This is a genomic window from Streptosporangium sp. NPDC002544 (assembly GCF_040295965.1).
GTDB lineage: Bacteria > Actinomycetota > Actinomycetes > Streptosporangiales > Streptosporangiaceae > Streptosporangium.
In genome coordinates this window covers 134137-151220 of record NZ_JBEOWJ010000018.1, presented here as the reverse complement: position 1 = coordinate 151220, position 17084 = coordinate 134137, and the positions used below count along the sequence as shown (strand labels likewise).

Annotated in this window: 11 protein-coding genes; 9 read left to right on the top strand and 2 right to left on the bottom strand. The window is 71.4% G+C overall.

The annotated features are described in order from the left end of the window. Positions 1-179 precede the first annotated feature (179 nt). The 6 genes from ABT061_RS26630 to ABT061_RS26605 all read left to right on the top strand — a co-directional run bounded on the left by ABT061_RS26630 (position 180) and on the right by ABT061_RS26605 (position 4856). On the top strand, positions 180-710 hold the full coding sequence (locus ABT061_RS26630; protein ID WP_342666858.1) for a MauE/DoxX family redox-associated membrane protein: 531 nt from the start codon (positions 180-182) through the stop codon (positions 708-710). Further along, complete coding sequence (locus ABT061_RS26625; protein WP_350922793.1) at positions 710-1474, top strand: DsbA family protein; 765 nt, start codon at positions 710-712, stop codon at positions 1472-1474. Before ABT061_RS26630 ends, ABT061_RS26625 begins: the two co-directional genes overlap by 1 nt. A 26-nt stretch (positions 1475-1500) precedes the next feature. Then, positions 1501-2610, top strand: a complete 1110-nt coding sequence (lgt, locus tag ABT061_RS26620; protein WP_350922790.1) for a prolipoprotein diacylglyceryl transferase — start codon at positions 1501-1503, stop codon at positions 2608-2610. Continuing rightward, positions 2607-3326: a VIT1/CCC1 transporter family protein gene (locus ABT061_RS26615; RefSeq protein ID WP_350922787.1), complete on the top strand. Its 720-nt coding sequence runs from the start codon at positions 2607-2609 to the stop codon at positions 3324-3326. The genes lgt and ABT061_RS26615 overlap by 4 nt, the downstream gene beginning before the upstream one ends. Then, complete coding sequence (locus ABT061_RS26610) at positions 3323-4162, top strand: hypothetical protein (protein ID WP_350922784.1); 840 nt, start codon at positions 3323-3325, stop codon at positions 4160-4162. Before ABT061_RS26615 ends, ABT061_RS26610 begins: the two co-directional genes overlap by 4 nt. 73 nt (positions 4163-4235) lie before the next feature. Continuing rightward, entirely contained in the window at positions 4236-4856 is a 621-nt protein-coding gene (locus ABT061_RS26605; RefSeq protein WP_350922781.1) for a hypothetical protein, read from the top strand. Here the strand turns inward: ABT061_RS26605 and ABT061_RS26600 are convergent. Beyond that, entirely contained in the window at positions 4822-6504 is a 1683-nt protein-coding gene (locus ABT061_RS26600) for a bis-aminopropyl spermidine synthase family protein (RefSeq protein WP_350922778.1), read from the bottom strand. The two genes, ABT061_RS26605 and ABT061_RS26600, sit on opposite strands and share 35 nt — an antisense overlap. 199 nt (positions 6505-6703) lie before the next feature. On the opposite strand from ABT061_RS26600, the gene gltB reads away from it, so the two are divergent. The 3 genes from gltB (at position 6704) to ABT061_RS26585 (ending at position 14693) form a co-directional block, all read left to right on the top strand. Next, positions 6704-11209, top strand: a complete 4506-nt coding sequence (gltB, locus tag ABT061_RS26595; protein ID WP_350922776.1) for a glutamate synthase large subunit — start codon at positions 6704-6706, stop codon at positions 11207-11209. A gap of 88 nt (positions 11210-11297) precedes the next feature. Next, positions 11298-12785: a glutamate synthase subunit beta gene (locus tag ABT061_RS26590; RefSeq protein ID WP_350922774.1), complete on the top strand. Its 1488-nt coding sequence runs from the start codon at positions 11298-11300 to the stop codon at positions 12783-12785. 237 nt (positions 12786-13022) lie between these two features. Further along, positions 13023-14693 carry a S8 family peptidase gene (locus tag ABT061_RS26585; RefSeq protein WP_350922771.1) on the top strand — a complete coding sequence of 557 codons (1671 nt, stop codon included), beginning with the start codon at positions 13023-13025 and terminating at the stop codon, positions 14691-14693. Between the two features lie 30 nt (positions 14694-14723). On the opposite strand, the gene ABT061_RS26580 is transcribed toward ABT061_RS26585, so the two are convergent. Then, on the bottom strand, positions 14724-16886 hold the full coding sequence (locus ABT061_RS26580) for an ArnT family glycosyltransferase (RefSeq protein ID WP_350922769.1): 2163 nt from the start codon (positions 16884-16886) through the stop codon (positions 14724-14726). Positions 16887-17084 lie beyond the last annotated feature (198 nt).

The window sequence follows — 17084 nt, the reverse complement described above, 5'->3', positions numbered from 1 at the left end:
AGAAAGGGGCCGCTCCCGCTTCCGCGCCTGCCAGGCAGGCTTATTCGATGCTTATCAGGCTCGTGATGAGGTTTTCCTCGAATACCTGGCATTCGCCGAAGACGTCTGTGGCCGGGGCTTGGAATAGGAGAATGGTGCTCGTGACCTCTGATAACCCCGCGCCCAATAGGTCGCGTATCGTGATTTCGACGCTACCCTGGGTAACGACCGTCTCACGGCTGGTGCTGGCGGGAGTGCTGATCGTCGCGGGTTGGGGCAAGATCGGCACTCCGGTGCTCTCGGTTCAGGCGGTCGAGGCATACGATCTGCTCCCCAAATCGCTCGCCACGGCGGTCGGGTACGGCCTGCCGATCCTGGAGATCGTCGTGGGGTTGTTGCTGGTCGTCGGGCTGCTCACCCGAGCGGCGGGTGTCATCTCGGCGCTGCTTATGCTGGCGTTCGTCATCGGCATCGCCTCGGCGTGGGCGCGCGGGCTGCGCATCGACTGCGGCTGCTTCGGCGGTGGCGGTCAGCTGGCGGCCGGGGTGGAGCCCGACTACCTCATCGACATCCTGCGTGACTTCGGTCTCTTCGGACTCGGCGTGTTCGTCGCGGTCTTCCCCCCGGGCCGCTTCGCGCTGGACTCCGCGCTTGGGCTCACCCCGGGCGAGGAGTCGTACGAGGACGTCGAGAGCGATGACGAGGAGCTCCAGGAGAAGGAGGCTTACTGATGGGCAAGGCCGCGCGGGAACAGTCGGCGCGTGATCGGATCAAGGCGCAGCGCGCAGAGCAGATGCGGAGGGACAAGCGAAAGCGTGTGGCGACCATCGTGACCGCGGCCGTCGTCGCGATCGCCGCCGTCGGCGGTGGCTGGTGGTTCGCCGCCCAGAGCAGCAAGTCCGAGCAGGTCGGAGCCTCGCTCGCGCCGATCACCGTCGCCGGGGACGGTTCGGTGGTCATGGCCAGACCGGGTGTGGAGAAGCCGGTCCTGGACGTCTTCGAGGACTTCCAGTGCCCCGCCTGCAGGGCGCTGGAGGAGACCAGCGGCCCAACGATCAAGAACCTGGCGGCCGAGGGCAAGGCCAAGGTGGTCTACCACCCGATCACGATCTTCCAGGAACAGACCAACAAGGGAATCACCCGGGCCAACTCGCTGCGCGCCGCGTCGGCGATCCGCTGCATCCCCGGGGGCGCCCCGTGGATCGCCTTCCACGACAAGCTGTTCAAGGAGCAGCCCTCGGAGCTCGTGGAGGGTTTCAAGATCCCTGACCTGATCGCCTGGGGCAAGGACGCCGGGGTGACCGATCCCGGCTTCGAGGCGTGCGTGACCAGCCAGGAGAAGGCGCCCGCGCACATCGCCTACAGCACCAAGGTCATGGAGTCCCAGAAGCTCACGGGCACCCCGACGCTGAAGCTCAACGGCGTCGAGTTGGACACGAACGTGGCTTTCAAGCCGGCCGAGCTACGCCAGGCCGTTCTTGATGCCGCCAAGTAGCCCGGGACACGGTAACGTCACCTGACATGCCCCTCGCCTCGATTCCCAGCCCCTCCCAGGGGGTCTGGTATCTGTTCGGCGTGGTCCCCATTCGGGCCTACGCACTGTGCATCGTGCTCGGCGTCGTCGTCGCGGTAGTCATCGGCGAGCGCCGCTGGCGTGCCCGCGGCGGTGAGCCGGGGACGATCGTGGATCTCGCCGTCTGGGCCGTGCCGTTCGGCCTGGTCGGTGGACGCCTCTATCACGTCATCACCGACTGGCAGCTCTACTTCGGGCCGGACGCACCCAACGAGCCGATCGAGGCGCTGTTCATCTGGAACGGCGGCCTGGGCATCTGGGGTGCCGTCGCACTGGGTGGAGTGGGCGTCTGGCTGGGGTGCCGCAACAGGGGCATCTCCCTGTCCGCGGTGGCCGACACCGTCGCCCCCGGGATCGCGGTGGCCCAGGCCATCGGCCGCTGGGGCAACTACTTCAACCAGGAGCTGTTCGGCAGCCCCACCGACCTGCCGTGGGGTCTGGAGATCGACCCCGACCGGCCGGGCACGGTGCCGGGCGAGGCCACCTACCACCCGGCGTTCCTGTACGAGTCGATCTGGGACCTGGGCCTGGCGCTGGTTCTCATCTGGGCAGGGCGCAAATTCGCGCTCCGCCACGCCCGCCTGTTCGCGCTCTACGTCGCCGGCTACACCGTGGGCCGCTTCTGGATCGAGGGGCTGCGGGTCGACAGCGCCCACCACATCCTCGGCCTGCGGCTCAACCAGTGGACCTCGATCGTTCTGTTCATCGGGGCGATGGCCTACTTCTGGTACGCCAGGAACAAGAGCAACGCCGAGCAGGTCCGCCCGCTGCCCGATCCGGCCGCCGAGCCCGTGCAGGGCGAGATGGCCGACGCGGACAAGGGCGAGGCCGGGGCCGACACCGATGCCGAGCCGGTCATCACCCCGGCCGCCTCGGACGGGGAGGACACCGCCGACCCGGCTCACCCGTCCGGCCTGGCCGACCCCGACGAGAGCGGCGGCACGGCGAAGGAGGACGGTGAGCCGCGGCTCATCTCCGGCACGCTCACGGCCGACGACTCGGTCGACCCGGCCCACCCGTCCGACCTGGCCGACCAGGAGGAGAAAGGATCCCGGTGAGCGGCGACGACTCGGGGGGCCGCGCCGAGATGCACCACCGGCATCGCGACGTCAACGGCGGCTGGCTGCGGCCGTCGGTGTTCGGCGCGATGGACGGCCTCGTCTCGAACTTCGCCCTGATCGCCGGTGTCGCCGGCGGCACCGGCGACACCACGGTCATCGTGCTGGCCGGGGTCGCGGGGCTGGCGGCGGGCGCGTTCTCCATGGCCGGGGGTGAGTACGTCTCGGTGGCCAGCCAGCGGGAACTCGCCCTGGCCGAGATCGACGTCGAGCGGCGCGAGCTTGAACGCCACCCCGAGGCCGAGCAGCAGGAGCTCGCCAAGCTCTACGAGGACCGGGGCGTCGAGCCCGCCGTGGCGGCCGAGGTGGCCCGGCAGATCTCGATGGACCCCGACCGGGCGCTCGAGGTGCACACCCAGGCCGAACTGGGGGTCACCGCCCAGGACCTGCCCTCGCCCAGGGTCGCCGCGATCTCCTCGTTCCTGTCGTTCGGCGTGGGCGCGCTCCTGCCGCTCCTGCCGTACCTGCTCGGGGTCACCAGCCTGGTGACCTCGGCGGTGATCTCCTGCCTGGCCCTGTTCGGCGCGGGCGCGCTGGTCTCCCGGGTCACCGCGCGCAGCTGGTGGTACAGCGGGCTGCGCCAGCTCCTCGTCGGCGCGGTCGCCGCGGCCCTGACCTTCGGCCTGGGCACCCTCCTGGGAGGGGTCGGACTGTGACCCCCCCGGCCGGCCCGCCCGCCACACCCGCGCGCAAGCGCCGCCGCACCTCCGCCAGGGCGCGGACCGAGGACATCACCCGGCTGGACGAGTGGGGGCTGACCCGGCCCCAGCAGCGGCTGCTGATGATCTTCGGGGCGGTGGCGGGCGTGCTGGTCGCCGCGGTCGCCCTCACCCTCGCGATCTCCGCGATCGGCAACGACTTCGTGCCCGAACGGGCCACCGCCTCGGTCATCGGCACCGAGCCGAGGCCCGACGTCTACAAGGGCTGGCCCTCCTCCAAGGTGTTCGCCCCGATCGCGCAGAGCAAGGCCGACCCCAAGCCGCTGACGGTCAAGGACCTCTTCGCCACCAGGACCATCAAGGAGGGCAGGGTCACGCTGAGGCTGGCGGCCACCCGCCTGGAGGCCGGCTGCGCGATGGCGACCTGGGGGCAGGGGCTCGCCGACCTGCTCGCCCAGGGCGGGTGCACCCAGGTGGCCAGGGGCCTGTACGTCAGCGCGGACGGCCGCTACGTCGCTCAGTACACCCTGTTCAACCTCCGCGACACCGCCTCGGCCGACACACTGGTGAACACGCTGACCACCCTGCACCGAGGTGGCTGGGTCCGGCCGCTCCAGGCGGGCAAGGCCGTCTTCCCCGCCGGGGGTCACACCGAGTCCAGCGGGCACGCCATGGGGCACTACGCGGGCCTGGTCTGGATCGGCAGGACCGACGGCGCCGATCCCGGGCCGAAGGACGACTTCGTCTCGCTGGCTCTGACGGTCCGCGGCGTGGAGAAGGCGATCTTCCGCCGCATCGTCGCCGCCTCTCCCGCGCCCGCCCCGTCCAAATAGTCCCCGCCGTCCCCGGGTCCACCCCGGCTCAGTGGTCCCTGGCGTCCCGCCTGTCGAAGTAAGCTCTTTCCCCATGCGCAAGTGGATCGCCGTCACCGTCGCCGTGCTGGTCGTGGTCGCCGGGGTGGCGGCCTTCCTCCTGCTGGGGGGCAGGCCCGACCCGCGCGCCGCCGTCCTTCGCGCGGAGCCCAGTACGGCCCACTACGCGCCCATCGCGACCCGCGCCCTCGACCCCCAGCCGCTGACCGTCGCCGAGATGTTCCCCGGCCCCTCGGTGTCGGCGGGCACGACCAGGCTCGCGCTCAAGACCACCGAGACCCTCGCCGACTGCGCCGAGGCGGCCTGGGGGAGCGCGCTGGACGCGCTTGACGGGTGCACGCAGGTGCTGCGGGCCCGCTACGAGACCGAGGACGGCGAGGTCTCCGGCCAGTTCTTGATTTTCAACCTCGCGGACTCCGCCGCCGCGGACAGACTCGTGGCGGCGCTCAGGAGTGACGGCTTCGTCCGGCCCGCTCCCGACACGCCCGAGGGTTTCGACGGCTCACGCAGCTGGGCACAGGCCCGTGCCCTGGGGCACTACGCCACGGTGAGCTGGGTCGCCCCGGTGGTCGAGGGGGGTCAGGTGGATCTCACCTACCCGCAGGTCGCCGTGGACGGCCTCAGCCTGGCGATCCAGCGCCGGCTGGTGAGCTGAGGGAGCTCTCCACCGCCGCCCGGAGCTCCAGTAGCCGGTGGGCGGGCAGTTCGAGGACCGTGACGTCGTCCGCCCACGGGGCGACGGCGGCGATGACCGCCCTGGCCTGCTTCTTCGTCAACTCGCCCCGGACCTTGATCAGGGCCTCGCGCCAGGTGTTGGCGAGCTTGCCGTGCGCGTTGTCCAGGACGCGGCGCAGGATCCGGGCCGTGTCGTCCTGGTGAGGCGTCGTCCGTACGGCGCGTACGGACGCGCCCTCGACGGTGAGGTCGTAGACGGGGGCGAGCAGGTCGACGGGGAGGTTTCCGGGGGCCGCGGCCAGGGTGACCCGGACCTCCCCGGCGCGGGTGGCCAGCAGCAGCCGGGGCAGCGCGGCCTCCAGCCCGGCCGGTACGGAGATCGCCACCCTGGCCGGGGCACTGGCGTAGGGTTTGGCCAGCCAGGTCGCCAGGCGCGCCCTGGGGGCTCTGGGCAGCACGTCGCGGGGCCACTCGCCCACCAGCACCTCCGGGACGAACCCGCCCTCGAAACCGGCTGCGGAGGCCACCGTGGAGTCCACAGTGGAGGTCACAGTGGACTCCACGGACTGGGGACCCTGCGTGTAGATGGCGGTGCCGGAGGAGTCGGTGCGGGCGGCCGCGGCCGGCCAGGTCCTCGTGGTGGGGCGCAGGACGTACAGGTCGGCGGCCGAGCCGATGGCCTCGGCGCCGAGGTAGCGGTTGAAGTCGGGGTAGATCGCCTCGTTGACCAGGTTGAGCTGGGACAGGGCCTGCTGCACCTTGAGGGCGAGCGCGGGGGTGCGCTCGCTCGCGCCGTACGCCAGCATGATCCGGCCCTGCTCGCGGTCGCGCAGCCCCTCCGCGCAGCGGGCGACGAACAGCCCGACCCCCTCGGGGGTGTAGGGCGGGTCGGTGATCGCCAGATCGGCCCAGGCCTGTGTGGAGGCGGGCAGTCCCAGGCGCAGGTCGGCCCAGCGGGTCCGCACGGCCAGCCCGAGCCGGTCGGCCTGGCCGGCGATGTAGGCCAGGATGCGCTCGTCGACGTCGACGACCGTCACCTCGACGCCGGGGTGCAGCATCGCGGTGGCCAGCGAGGTCAGGTCGTGGTCGCCCACGCACAGCAGCCGGGCGCCGTCCAGCCAGAACCGGGCGTCCAGCAGCAGCGCCCGCCGGACCACGGTGTCGCCGGTCGCGGCGACGTGGTCCAGCGTGTGGCGGCCCCGGGGGGCCTTGGCGATCAGCTCGTCCATCCGCGCGACCAGTTCCGCCCGGTCGGAAAGGAGGTGCGCCACCGGGTCGGCCGGTGCGAGGGTGCTCACCTCCTGCCCGGCCCAGTGGGCGGGAAGCCTGAAGCGGTCGCCGGAGCGTTCCAGCTCCCCGTCCACCTCGCGCAGCAGCGCCTCGATGGTCCGCCGCGACGTCGCGGTCCGCCTGACCAGGTCGGCGAGAGTCCACCAGCGGCCGTCGCCCAGCGCGGCCAGCGCGATCCTCAGCCGCCTGCCGTCGACGCCCAGCCGGGCGACGAGCGCCCTGACCCCCTCGTGGGCGGCCGGGCCGCCCGGCACCTCCGACACGCCCGGGGTGTGCGCGGTTCCGGTGTTTGTCAGGCCGCTGTGGTCGCCCGATTCGGCGGGGGCGCTCGGTTCCATTCGGCCACCTTAAAGCCCGGACCTGGAATGTCGTGCCATCAGCGCGTGTTAAACAAACCGGGCGAATCGGTGCCAAATAGGTGTGACCTGACCGGGTAGGCCGGTATCCGGCAGGGTACGGTAACCTCTACCCACCACGCAGCAGGGCCAACGTCGTCCCTTGCTTGTTCCAAAGAAGCAAGACGACGGGAGGGATTCGATGCCCGCTGCCCACCTCGGCTTTCCCGAGCCCCAGGGCCTGTACCACCCCTCGCACGAGCACGACGCCTGTGGCGTCGCCATGGTCGCGGACGTGGCCGGTCGCCGCAGCCACGACATCGTCGCGAAGGCACTGACCGCCCTGTGCAACCTCGATCACCGAGGAGCCCAGGGAAGCGAGCCGGACACCGGCGACGGCGCCGGGATCCTGACGCAGATCCCCGACACCTTCTTCCGCACGGTGGTGGGCTTCCCCCTGCCGGTGGCGGGCGCCTACGCCGTCGGCACGGCCTTCCTGCCCGCCGACGCGCCGGCCCGCGCCGCGGCGGTGCGGCTGATCGAGGAGATCGCCGAGCAGGAGGGCCTGACGGTCATCGGCTGGCGCGACGTGCCGACCACCCCCGACCTGCCCGGGCCGAGCGCCCGCGCGGTGATGCCGTTCTTCGGCCAGCTGTTCGTGACGTCCCCCAACGGCGAGACCGGCCTGGAGCTGGACCGGCTGGCCTTCTGCCTGCGCAAGCGGGCCGAGCACGAGGCGAACGTCTACTTCCCCTCGCTGAGCTGCCGGACCATCGTCTACAAGGGCATGCTCACCCCGCTGCAGGTCGAGCAGTTCTTCCCCGACCTCAGCGACGAGCGCTACGAGACCGCGATCTCGCTGGTCCACTCGCGTTTCTCCACCAACACCTTCCCCTCATGGCCGCTGGCGCACCCGTACCGCTACATCGCCCACAACGGTGAGATCAACACGGTCAAGGGCAACCGCAACTGGATGCGGGCCCGCGAGGCCATGCTGCGGACCGCGAACCTGCCGGGAGACCTGTCGCGGCTCTTCCCGATCTGCGACCCGGCCGGCTCCGACACCGCCTCCTTCGACGAGACCCTGGAACTCCTGCACCTCGCCGGGCGCCGGCTGCCGCACGCGGTGCTGATGATGATCCCCGAGGCGTGGGAGAACCACACCGAGATGGACCCCGCCCGGCGGGCGTTCTACGAGTTCCACTCCACCCTCATGGAGGCCTGGGACGGCCCGGCCTCGATCACCTTCTCCGACGGCACCCTGGTCGGCGCGGTACTCGACCGCAACGGCCTGCGCCCGGGGCGGTTCTGGGTCACCACCGACGGCCTGGTCGTGCTGGCCTCCGAGGCCGGCGTGCTCGACATCGCCCCCGAGGACGTGGTCCGCAAGGGCCGCCTGCAGCCCGGCAAGATGTTCCTGATCGACACCGAGCTCGGCAAGATCATCGAGGACGACGAGATCAAGGCCGAGCTGGCGGCCGAGCTGCCGTACGCGGACTGGCTGCACGCCGGGCTGGTCCGCTTCGAGGAACTGCCCGCCCGCTCGCACGAGGTCCCGACGCACGAGGCGCTGATCAAGCGGCAGCAGACCTTCGGCTACACCGAGGAGGAACTGCGGATCATCCTGGCGCCGATGGCCAGGGCGGGCGCCGAGCCGATCGGCTCGATGGGCACCGACACCCCCGTCGCGGTGCTCAGCGAGAAGCCCCGGCTGCTGTTCGACTACTTCAGCCAGCTGTTCGCGCAGGTCACCAACCCGCCGCTGGACGCGATCCGGGAGGAGCTCGTCACCTCCCTGGCCACCACCATCGGCCCCGAGGGCAACCTGCTCGACCCGGGCCCGGCCTCCTGCCGCCAGCTGGTGCTGCCCTACCCGGTGATCGACAACGACGAGCTCGCGAAGATCATCCACATCAACGACGAGGGCGCGCTGCCGGGCTTCCGCCCGCACGTGGTCCGTGGCCTGTACGAGGTCGCGGGCGGTGGCGAGGCACTGCTCGGCCGCATCGAGGAGATCCGCGCCGAGGTCTCCGAGGCGATCGAGAGCGGGGCGCGGATCATCGTCCTCTCCGACCGGGGCTCCTCCGACGTGCTGGCGCCGATCCCGTCGCTGCTGCTCACCGGTGCCGTCCACCACCACCTGATCGCTGAGAAGACCCGCACCAGGGTCGGCCTGGTCATCGAGACCGGCGAGGCGCGCGAGGCGCACCACATGGCGCTGCTCATCGGCTACGGCGCGGGTGCGGTCAACCCGTACCTGGCCATCGAGACCGTCGAGGACATGGTCGACTCCGGTGTGCTGCGGGTCGACAGGCACAAGGCCGTGCGCAACCTCATCAAGGCGTACGGCAAGGGCGTGCTGAAGGTCATGTCCAAGATGGGGGTGTCCACCGTCGCCTCCTACACCGGTGCGCAGATCTTCGAGGCGCTCGGCCTGAGCCAGGAGGTCGTCGACGCCTGCTTCACCGGGACCACCTCCCGGCTGGGCGGTGTCGGCTTCGACGTCCTCGCCGAGGAGGCGGCGCTGCGCCACCGGCGCGCCTACCCCCGGGCCGAGAACGCCCACCGCCGTCTGGAGGTCGGCGGCGAGTACCAGTGGCGCCGCGAGGGCGAGCCGCACCTGTTCAACCCCGAGACCGTCTTCAAGCTGCAGCACGCCACCCGCTCGCGCCGCTACGAGATCTTCAAGGAGTACACCGGCCTGGTGGACTCCCAGGCGGAGCGGCTGATGACGCTGCGGGGCCTGTTCAAGCTGAAGGAGGGGGTCCGCGAGCCGGTGCCGATCGACGAGGTCGAGCCGGTCAGCGAGATCGTCAAGCGGTTCTCCACTGGCGCCATGTCGTACGGTTCCATCTCGATGGAGGCGCACGAGACGCTCGCCATCGCGATGAACCGGCTGGGCGGCAAGTCCAACACCGGTGAGGGCGGCGAGGACCCCGAGCGGCTCCATGACCCGGTCCGCCGCTCGGCCATCAAGCAGGTGGCCTCCGGCCGGTTCGGCGTGACGTCGGAGTACCTGGTCAACGCCGACGACCTGCAGATCAAGATGGCCCAGGGCGCCAAGCCCGGCGAGGGCGGCCAGCTGCCCGGCCACAAGGTCTACCCGTGGATCGCCAAGACCCGGCACTCCACCCCGGGCGTCGGCCTCATCTCGCCGCCGCCGCACCACGACATCTACTCCATCGAGGACCTCGCCCAGCTCATCCACGACCTGAAGAACGCCAACCCCGCCGCCCGCGTGCACGTCAAGCTGGTGGCCGAGGTCGGCGTCGGAACGGTCGCGGCGGGCGTGTCCAAGGCCCACGCCGACGTCGTGCTCATCTCCGGCCACGACGGCGGCACCGGTGCCTCCCCGCTGACCTCGCTCAAGCACGCGGGCGCCCCCTGGGAGCTCGGACTGGCCGAGACCCAGCAGACGCTGCTGCTCAACGGCCTGCGCGACCGGATCATCGTCCAGGTCGACGGCCAGCTCAAGACCGGCCGCGACGTGGTCATCGCCGCGCTGCTCGGCGCCGAGGAGTACGGCTTCGCCACGGCACCCCTGGTCGTCTCCGGCTGCGTGATGATGCGCGTCTGCCACCTGGACACCTGCCCGGTCGGTGTCGCCACCCAGAACCCCGAGCTGCGCAAGAGGTTCACCGGCAAGCCCGAGTTCGTGGTCAACTTCTTCGAGTTCGTCGCCGAGGAGATCCGCGAGTATCTCGCCGCGCTGGGCTTCCGCAGCCTGGAGGAGGCCGTCGGCCACGCCGAGCTGCTGGACACCACCTCGGCGGAGAACCACTGGAAGGCCGCGGGTCTTGACCTGGCACCGATCCTGCACCAGCCCGAGTTGCCCGCCGGCGCCTCGCTCCGCCGCGTGGTGGGGCAGGACCACGGACTGGCGAGGGCGCTGGACAACACGCTGATCCAGCTCGCGGAGGGCGCGCTCAAGGACGGTTCCCGGGTCACCCTCGAACTGCCCATCCGCAACGTCAACCGCACCGTCGGAACCATGCTCGGCCATGAGGTGACCAAGCGGTACGGCGGCGCCGGTCTGCCCGACAACACCATCGACGTGCGCTTCACCGGCTCCGCGGGCAACTCCTTCGGCGCCTTCCTGCCCAGAGGCGTCACGCTGCGGCTGACCGGCGACGCCAACGACTACGTCGGCAAGGGCCTGTCCGGCGGCCGGATCTCGGTCCAGCCGCACGAGGCGGCCCCGCTGGAGGGGCACATCATCGCCGGCAACGTCGGCCTGTACGGCGCGACCTCCGGCGAGGCGTTCATCCGCGGCGTCGTGGGGGAGCGGTTCTGCGTCCGCAACTCCGGCGCCACCGCGGTGGTCGAGGGCGTCGGCGACCACGGCTGCGAGTACATGACCGGCGGCAGGGCGGTCATCCTCGGTCCGACCGGCCGCAACTTCGCGGCCGGCATGTCGGGCGGCGTCGCCTACCTGCTCGACCCCGACGTCGAGCGGGTCAACCGCGAGATGGTGGAGATCGAGGAGCTCGACGAGGCCGACTCCGAGACGCTGCGCGAGATCGTCGAGGCGCACCTGGCCGAGACCGGCTCCACGGTGGCCAAGGCGCTGCTGGCCGACTGGGACCCGTCCCGCTTCGGCAAGATCATGCCGACGGACTACAAGCGGGTCCTGCGGGCCGCCGAGTCCGCCCGGCTGGAGGGCCGCGACATCGACGAGGCGGTCATGACCGCCGCGGTCCAGGGGTGAGGCCGATGTCCACGCGCACCCCGGCCGGGAACCCCCGGCGACTCGTCCACACCGCTCAGGCTGTTCAGGGATAAGGGAGGTACGACCGATGGCCGACCCCAAGGGTTTCCTCACTCACGGACGAGAGCTGCCGACGCGCCGCCCGGTGGACGTCCGCATCCGCGACTGGCGGGAGGTCTACGAGGACTTCCCCAAGCCCGCGCTGACCAAGCAGGCGGCGCGATGCATGGACTGCGGCATCCCGTTCTGCCACAACGGCTGCCCGCTGGGCAACCTGATCCCCGAGTGGAACGACCTGGTCTACCGGGAAGACTGGCAGGAGGCCGTCGAGCGCCTGCACGCCACCAACAACTTCCCGGAGTTCACCGGCCGCCTGTGCCCGGCTCCGTGCGAGGCGGCGTGCGTGCTCGGTATCAACTCCGACCCGGTCGCGATCAAGCGGGTCGAGGTCGAGATCATCGACCGCGCCTTCGGCGAGGGCTGGGTCACCCCCCAGCTCCCCGCCTCGAAGACCGGTAAGCGGGTCGCGGTCGTCGGCTCGGGCCCCGCGGGCCTGGCCGCCGCGCAGCAGCTCACCCGCGCCGGGCACGACGTGGTGGTGTTCGAGCGCGCCGACCGGATCGGCGGCCTGCTCCGCTACGGCATTCCCGAGTTCAAGATGGAGAAGCGGCACATCGACCGCAGGCTCGCCCAGATGCGGGCCGAGGGCACCGAGTTCCGTACCGGCGTCAACGTCGGAGTCGACATCACGGCGGCGCGGCTGCGTGCGGAGTTCGACGCGATCGTGCTGGCCGGCGGCGCGACCCAGTGGCGGGACCTGCCCGTCACCGGGCGCGACCTGAAGGGCATCCACCAGGCGATGGAGTTCCTGCCGCCCTCCAACAAGGTCCAGGAGGGTGACTTCCCGGTCTCGCCGATCAGCGCCGAGGGCAAGCACGTCGTCGTGATCGGCGGTGGCGACACCGGCGCCGACTGCATCGGCACCGCGATCCGGCAGGGGGCCGCCTCGGTCACCCAGCTGGAGATCATGCCCCAGCCCCCGGCGGAGCGCCCCGGCAGCCAGCCGTGGCCCACCTTCCCCATCCTGTTCAAGATGGAGAGCGCCCACGAGGAGCTGGCCGACGGCGGCGGCGACCGGGTCTACGCGGTCTCCACCACCGAGTTCGTCGGCGACGCCGACGGCAACGTCAGGGCGCTGCGCCTGGTCGAGGTGGAGGGTCCCGGCAGCGGGTTCAAGCCGGTGCCCGGCTCGGAGCGGGAGATCCCCGCCGAGCTGGTCACCCTGTCGATGGGCTTCGTGGGACCGGAGAAGAAGGGCCTGCTCACCGAGCTCACCGAGCTCGCCGAGGTCGCCGAGGGCGAGTTCTTCGACGCCAGGGGCAACGTCGCCAGGGACAGGGGTTACATGTCCTCGGTCGACGGCGTCTTCGTCGCCGGGGACATGGGCCGCGGCCAGTCCCTGATCGTGTGGGCGATCGCCGAGGGCCGCTCGGCCGCCTCGGCCGCGGACCGCTACCTCACCGGCCAGACGGCCCTGCCGGTGGCGATCCCGCCGACCGCGAGGCCACTGGTCTGAGCACAGCCGGTCTGAACACTGAGTAGGTTGTATTTGGTCCGTGTATGTCACGGCCGGTATGAGCACGTCATGGCATTCCCGGGTGCGGCGCCGCCCGCCGCACCCGGGAACGCCGTGTGTACCGGCTGTTTCACTGACCCCTTCACGGAAAAATGCGCAGAGCGGATGTTGAGTTCGCTTTGTCGCGCGTATCGCTGAAGGATAAATTTTCGTGATCAGGCCAGGTGCGGAGGATCGATGAGACGCGGGATCAGAAGCCTGACGGGCGCGGGAACGGTTCTCGCCCTGGCGGCTACCCTCACGGCGGGAGCCCTGAACGGCGGGGTCACCACGGTCGCGAGCCAGGCCCGCGAGTACCTGGTCTTCTACGCCGACGGTGCCCACGACCGCGCGATCGACGCGATCGACGCGAGCGGCGGCACCGCGCTGTCCACGGAGACGAGGCTCGGCTACGTCGTCGCCAGCGGCCCAGGCTCCCGGTTCGTGGAGAACCTCGCCGGCAGCGACGCCGTCGTGGGTGTCTCCTCCGACCGCAGGATCGGCTCCGCCACCGCGATCCCCGGGACAGGAGCCCCCGCGGCCCTCGGGCAGAGCGGTACTCCAGGCATCCGGAAGACCGGAATCGGCGCACCGGAGCCGCTGGCCGAACGCCAGTGGGACATGAAGATGATCGGCGCCACCGCGGACGGCTCCCACGCCACCGCCCCCGGCAGCAAGAAGGTGCTGGTCGGCGTCATCGACACCGGCATCGACGGCAGGCACCCCGACATCGCCCCCAACTTCAGCTACGCCCTGAGCCGCAACTTCGTGACCGACCGGCCCAAGGACCCCAACGGCAAGCTCCTCGACGGGCCCTGCGAGTTCAAGGACTGCAAGGACCCGGTCGACTGGGACGACGACGGCCACGGCACCCACGTGGCCAGCACCATCGCCTCGCCGGTCAACGGCCGGGGCGTCGCCGGAGTCGCCCCCGGGGTCACCCTGGTGAACCTGCGCGCCGGCCAGGACTCCGGCATGTTCTTCCTCAAGCCCAGCATCGAGGCGCTCACCTACGCCGCGGACGCCGGGATCGACGTGGTCAACATGAGCTTCTACGTCGACCCGTGGCTGTTCAACTGCAAGGCCAACCCCGCCGACTCCAAGGCCGAGCAACTGGAGCAGCGCGGCATCATCACCGGCATGCAGCGCGCCCTCGACTACGCCCGCAAGCGGGGCGTCACCCTCATCAGCGCCATCGGCAACGGCTCCACCGACCTCGGCAGGCCCAAGACCGACGAGAGCAGCCCCGACTATCCCAAGGAGTCCGAGCGCACCCGCAAGATCGACAACTCTTGCCTCAACATCCCGGCCGAGTCCGAGGGCGTCATCTCGGTCTCCGCGGTCGGCCCGACCGGGCGCAAGGCCTACTACTCCGACTACGGCATCGAGCAGACCGACCTGTCGGCACCCGGCGGTGACGAGTTCGACGGCGGCCCCTCCTACGACACCACCAGGGGCATCCTGGCCGCCGCCCCGGAGAACGCGCTGCGGGCCAAGGGGCGGATCAGCGCCGACGGCACGCCGAAGGACACGTCGATCATTCGGGAGTGCCGCGACAACGTCTGCGCCTACTACCAGTACCTGGTCGGCACCTCCATGGCCGCCCCGCACGCCACCGGCGTGGCCGCCATCCTGATCAGCCGCTTCGGCAAGCCGGACAAGAGCGGCCTCACCATGCCTCCCGGCGACGTCCAGCGCCTGCTGTACGCCACCGCCACGAGCAAGGCCTGCCCCTCGCCCCGCAAGTACGTCTACAAGATCGACCTCGTGGCGGACGAGGTTCACAAGTGCGAGGGTTCGAAGGCGCGCAACGGCTTCTACGGCCACGGCATCGTCAACGCCGCCAAGGCGGCCTCCGTCACCCCCTGAGGCTCCGGCCTGGAGGGACGCACCTGGCCGTCAGGTACCGCACCGATAGAGATCGGTGACGTCCTCCAGGTCGACCCGGGCGCAGCTCTCCTGGATCCAGGAGAGCCGGGGGTCGGCGTCGGCCCCCTGGCCGGTGAAGCCGGAAAGCTGGACGAACCGCAGGTCGCCCGCCGCCACCAGGCTCTGCAGTTCCGCCAGGTTCACCGCCTGGTCCGTGGCGTTGTAGCCGCCCATCGCGACCACGTCCTCGCCCGTCGCGATGATGTAGGGCGCGGCGCCGGTCGCGGAGAGCGTGGCGAGCAGGATCCGGGCACCGTCCCGGTTGGCCCTGACGTGGTCCAGCACGCGTTGCCGGTCGGCGGTCAGGGTTCCGGTGGAGACCCCCCAACCGGACGGCCCGCCACCCCCCGTACCCCGGCGACCGCCCCCGCCCGGCGCGAACGACCCTCCGCCGTCCCTCCCGTCCGAGCCCGTACCGTCCTGCCGGGTCCCGTCGGGGCCGGTGCCGCCGGGACCCGCGCCGCCGGGACCCGCGCCGCCCCGTCCCGACAGGCCGCGGCTCGCGCCGGGGCCACCCCTGCCGGGCCCCGCACCGCCACCGCCGGAACCCGTCTCAGGTCCGGCGGTCGGGTTCACCCCGCCCATGCCACCGGGACCGTCGAGGGGTTCGGCCGCCGACCACGCGGCGGGGGCGGCGAGCAGGGCGACCGCCGCCAGTACCGACGCGACCGTCGCGGTCCGCATCGCCCGGCGGCGGAACGCGCGCAGCAGGACCCGGCCCGCCAGCAGCCCCGCCACCCCCAGCGCCCCGGCCGCCGCCACCGCCACCGGCAGCCACGCCGCCCAGTCGGGTGTCCGCCGCACCAGAACGACGGACCACAGGGCCGTCGACCCCACCGCCACCGGCAGCAGCGCCCACGCCGCGCCCACCGGCCGCAGGTACAGCCGCCACATGGTCACCGCCCCCGCGCCGCTCAGCGCCGCCACCGCCGGCCCCAGCTGCGTCGTGTAGTACGGGTGGAAGATGCCCTCGGCGAAGCTGAAGACGGCCCAGCACAGCACCAGCCAGCCGCCCCACAGGACCCACCCCGCCCGAGTCGCCCCGATGGCCGCCGCGCCGGGCCGCCCATTCTCCCCCGGACCGGTCAGCCGTCCTCTCGTGACGTCCATGACGATCGCCGCGACCAGGGCCACCGCGCAGAACGGCAGCAGCCAGCTGATCTGCCCGGCCACCTGGTCGTTGAAGAGCCGGCCCCAGCCGGGATCCCCGCCCATGCTCGGCCCCGCGTTGCCCAGCCCCGTCCCGGCACCGTCGCGCGTCCCCAGCACCCGGCCCAGGCCGTTGTAGCCGACCACCAGGTCCCAGGCGCTGCCGTCCCTGCTGCCCCCGACGTACGGCTTGGCGCCCGGCCACAGGTCCACCGCGGCCCCCCACGCCGTCGACGTCATCAGCATGACCGCACCCGCGGCGACCAGATGCCGCAGCCTTCTTGGTGAAGGCTCCGCGACCAGGTAGGCGCCGAGCAGCGCGGGGGCCACCACCCACGCCTGCAGCATCTTCGTGGTGAACGCCAGGCCCACCAGCGCGCCCGCCGAAAGGAGCCACGCCAGAGGCCGCCCCCGGCCACCTCGCGCACCGGAGGGCCCGACGGCCACGCCCTCCGCCGTCGGCCCGGCCGCCGGTCCTGCCGTGCCGGGGTGACCCGCGCTCGCGGTGACGGCCCGGGTCACCGCGTAGGCGGCGCAGACCAGCAGCAGCACCAGCAGCGTGTCCGGGTTGTCGTTGCGGTTCACCGCCACCGTGATCGGCGTCAGGGCCAGCACCAGGGCAGAGATCGACGCCGCGGCGGGGCCGGCCCAGCGCAGTACGGCCCTGTGCAGCACGGCGACGGCCAGCACCCCCTCCACCACCTGCGGCATGATCAGCGCCCAGCCGTGGTAGCCGAAGACCCGCACCGACAGCGCCTGCACCCACAGCGCTCCCGGGGGCTTGTCCACGGTGGAGACGCCCAGCGGGTCGAACGCGCCGAAGAAGAAGTTCGACCAGCTCTGGCTCATCGAACGGGCGGCGGCCGCGTAGTAGGAGTTGCCGTACCCGATCGAGTCGAGTGCCCAGCCGTACAGCACACCGCCGAGCACACACGCCGCGACCAGCGCCCACCTCGACCACCGCGGCTCTCTGCGCACATCCATGGCCACACCCTGCGGAGACCAGCTCAATGCCCGCTTGGCGTCCGATGAGGATCCGATGAGAACGCCGGCCGCAGGGGCGGGCTCCGGAGGGGCTCCCCGGCGGAAACCGTGCCCCGTTATGTTCGTTTTGTCGCGTTCAAAAGAGGATCAACAGGCGGGTGGAGCGGTCAGGCCGGGGAAGGAGAACGGTTCTCCGGC

Bases quoted from the DNA above. Each gene is read 5' to 3' on its own strand.
- ABT061_RS26585 (WP_350922771.1), top strand. From the start codon at position 13,023: ATGAGACGCGGGATCAGAAGCCTGACGGGCGCGGGAACGGTTCTCGCC.
- ABT061_RS26580 (WP_350922769.1), bottom strand. From the start codon at position 16,886: ATGGATGTGCGCAGAGAGCCGCGGTGGTCGAGGTGGGCGCTGGTCGCG.
- lgt (WP_350922790.1), top strand. From the start codon at position 1,501: ATGCCCCTCGCCTCGATTCCCAGCCCCTCCCAGGGGGTCTGGTATCTG.
- ABT061_RS26590 (WP_350922774.1), top strand. From the start codon at position 11,298: ATGGCCGACCCCAAGGGTTTCCTCACTCACGGACGAGAGCTGCCGACG.
- gltB (WP_350922776.1), top strand. From the start codon at position 6,704: ATGCCCGCTGCCCACCTCGGCTTTCCCGAGCCCCAGGGCCTGTACCAC.
- ABT061_RS26625 (WP_350922793.1), top strand. From the start codon at position 710: ATGGGCAAGGCCGCGCGGGAACAGTCGGCGCGTGATCGGATCAAGGCG.
- ABT061_RS26600 (WP_350922778.1), bottom strand. From the start codon at position 6,504: ATGGAACCGAGCGCCCCCGCCGAATCGGGCGACCACAGCGGCCTGACA.
- ABT061_RS26605 (WP_350922781.1), top strand. From the start codon at position 4,236: ATGCGCAAGTGGATCGCCGTCACCGTCGCCGTGCTGGTCGTGGTCGCC.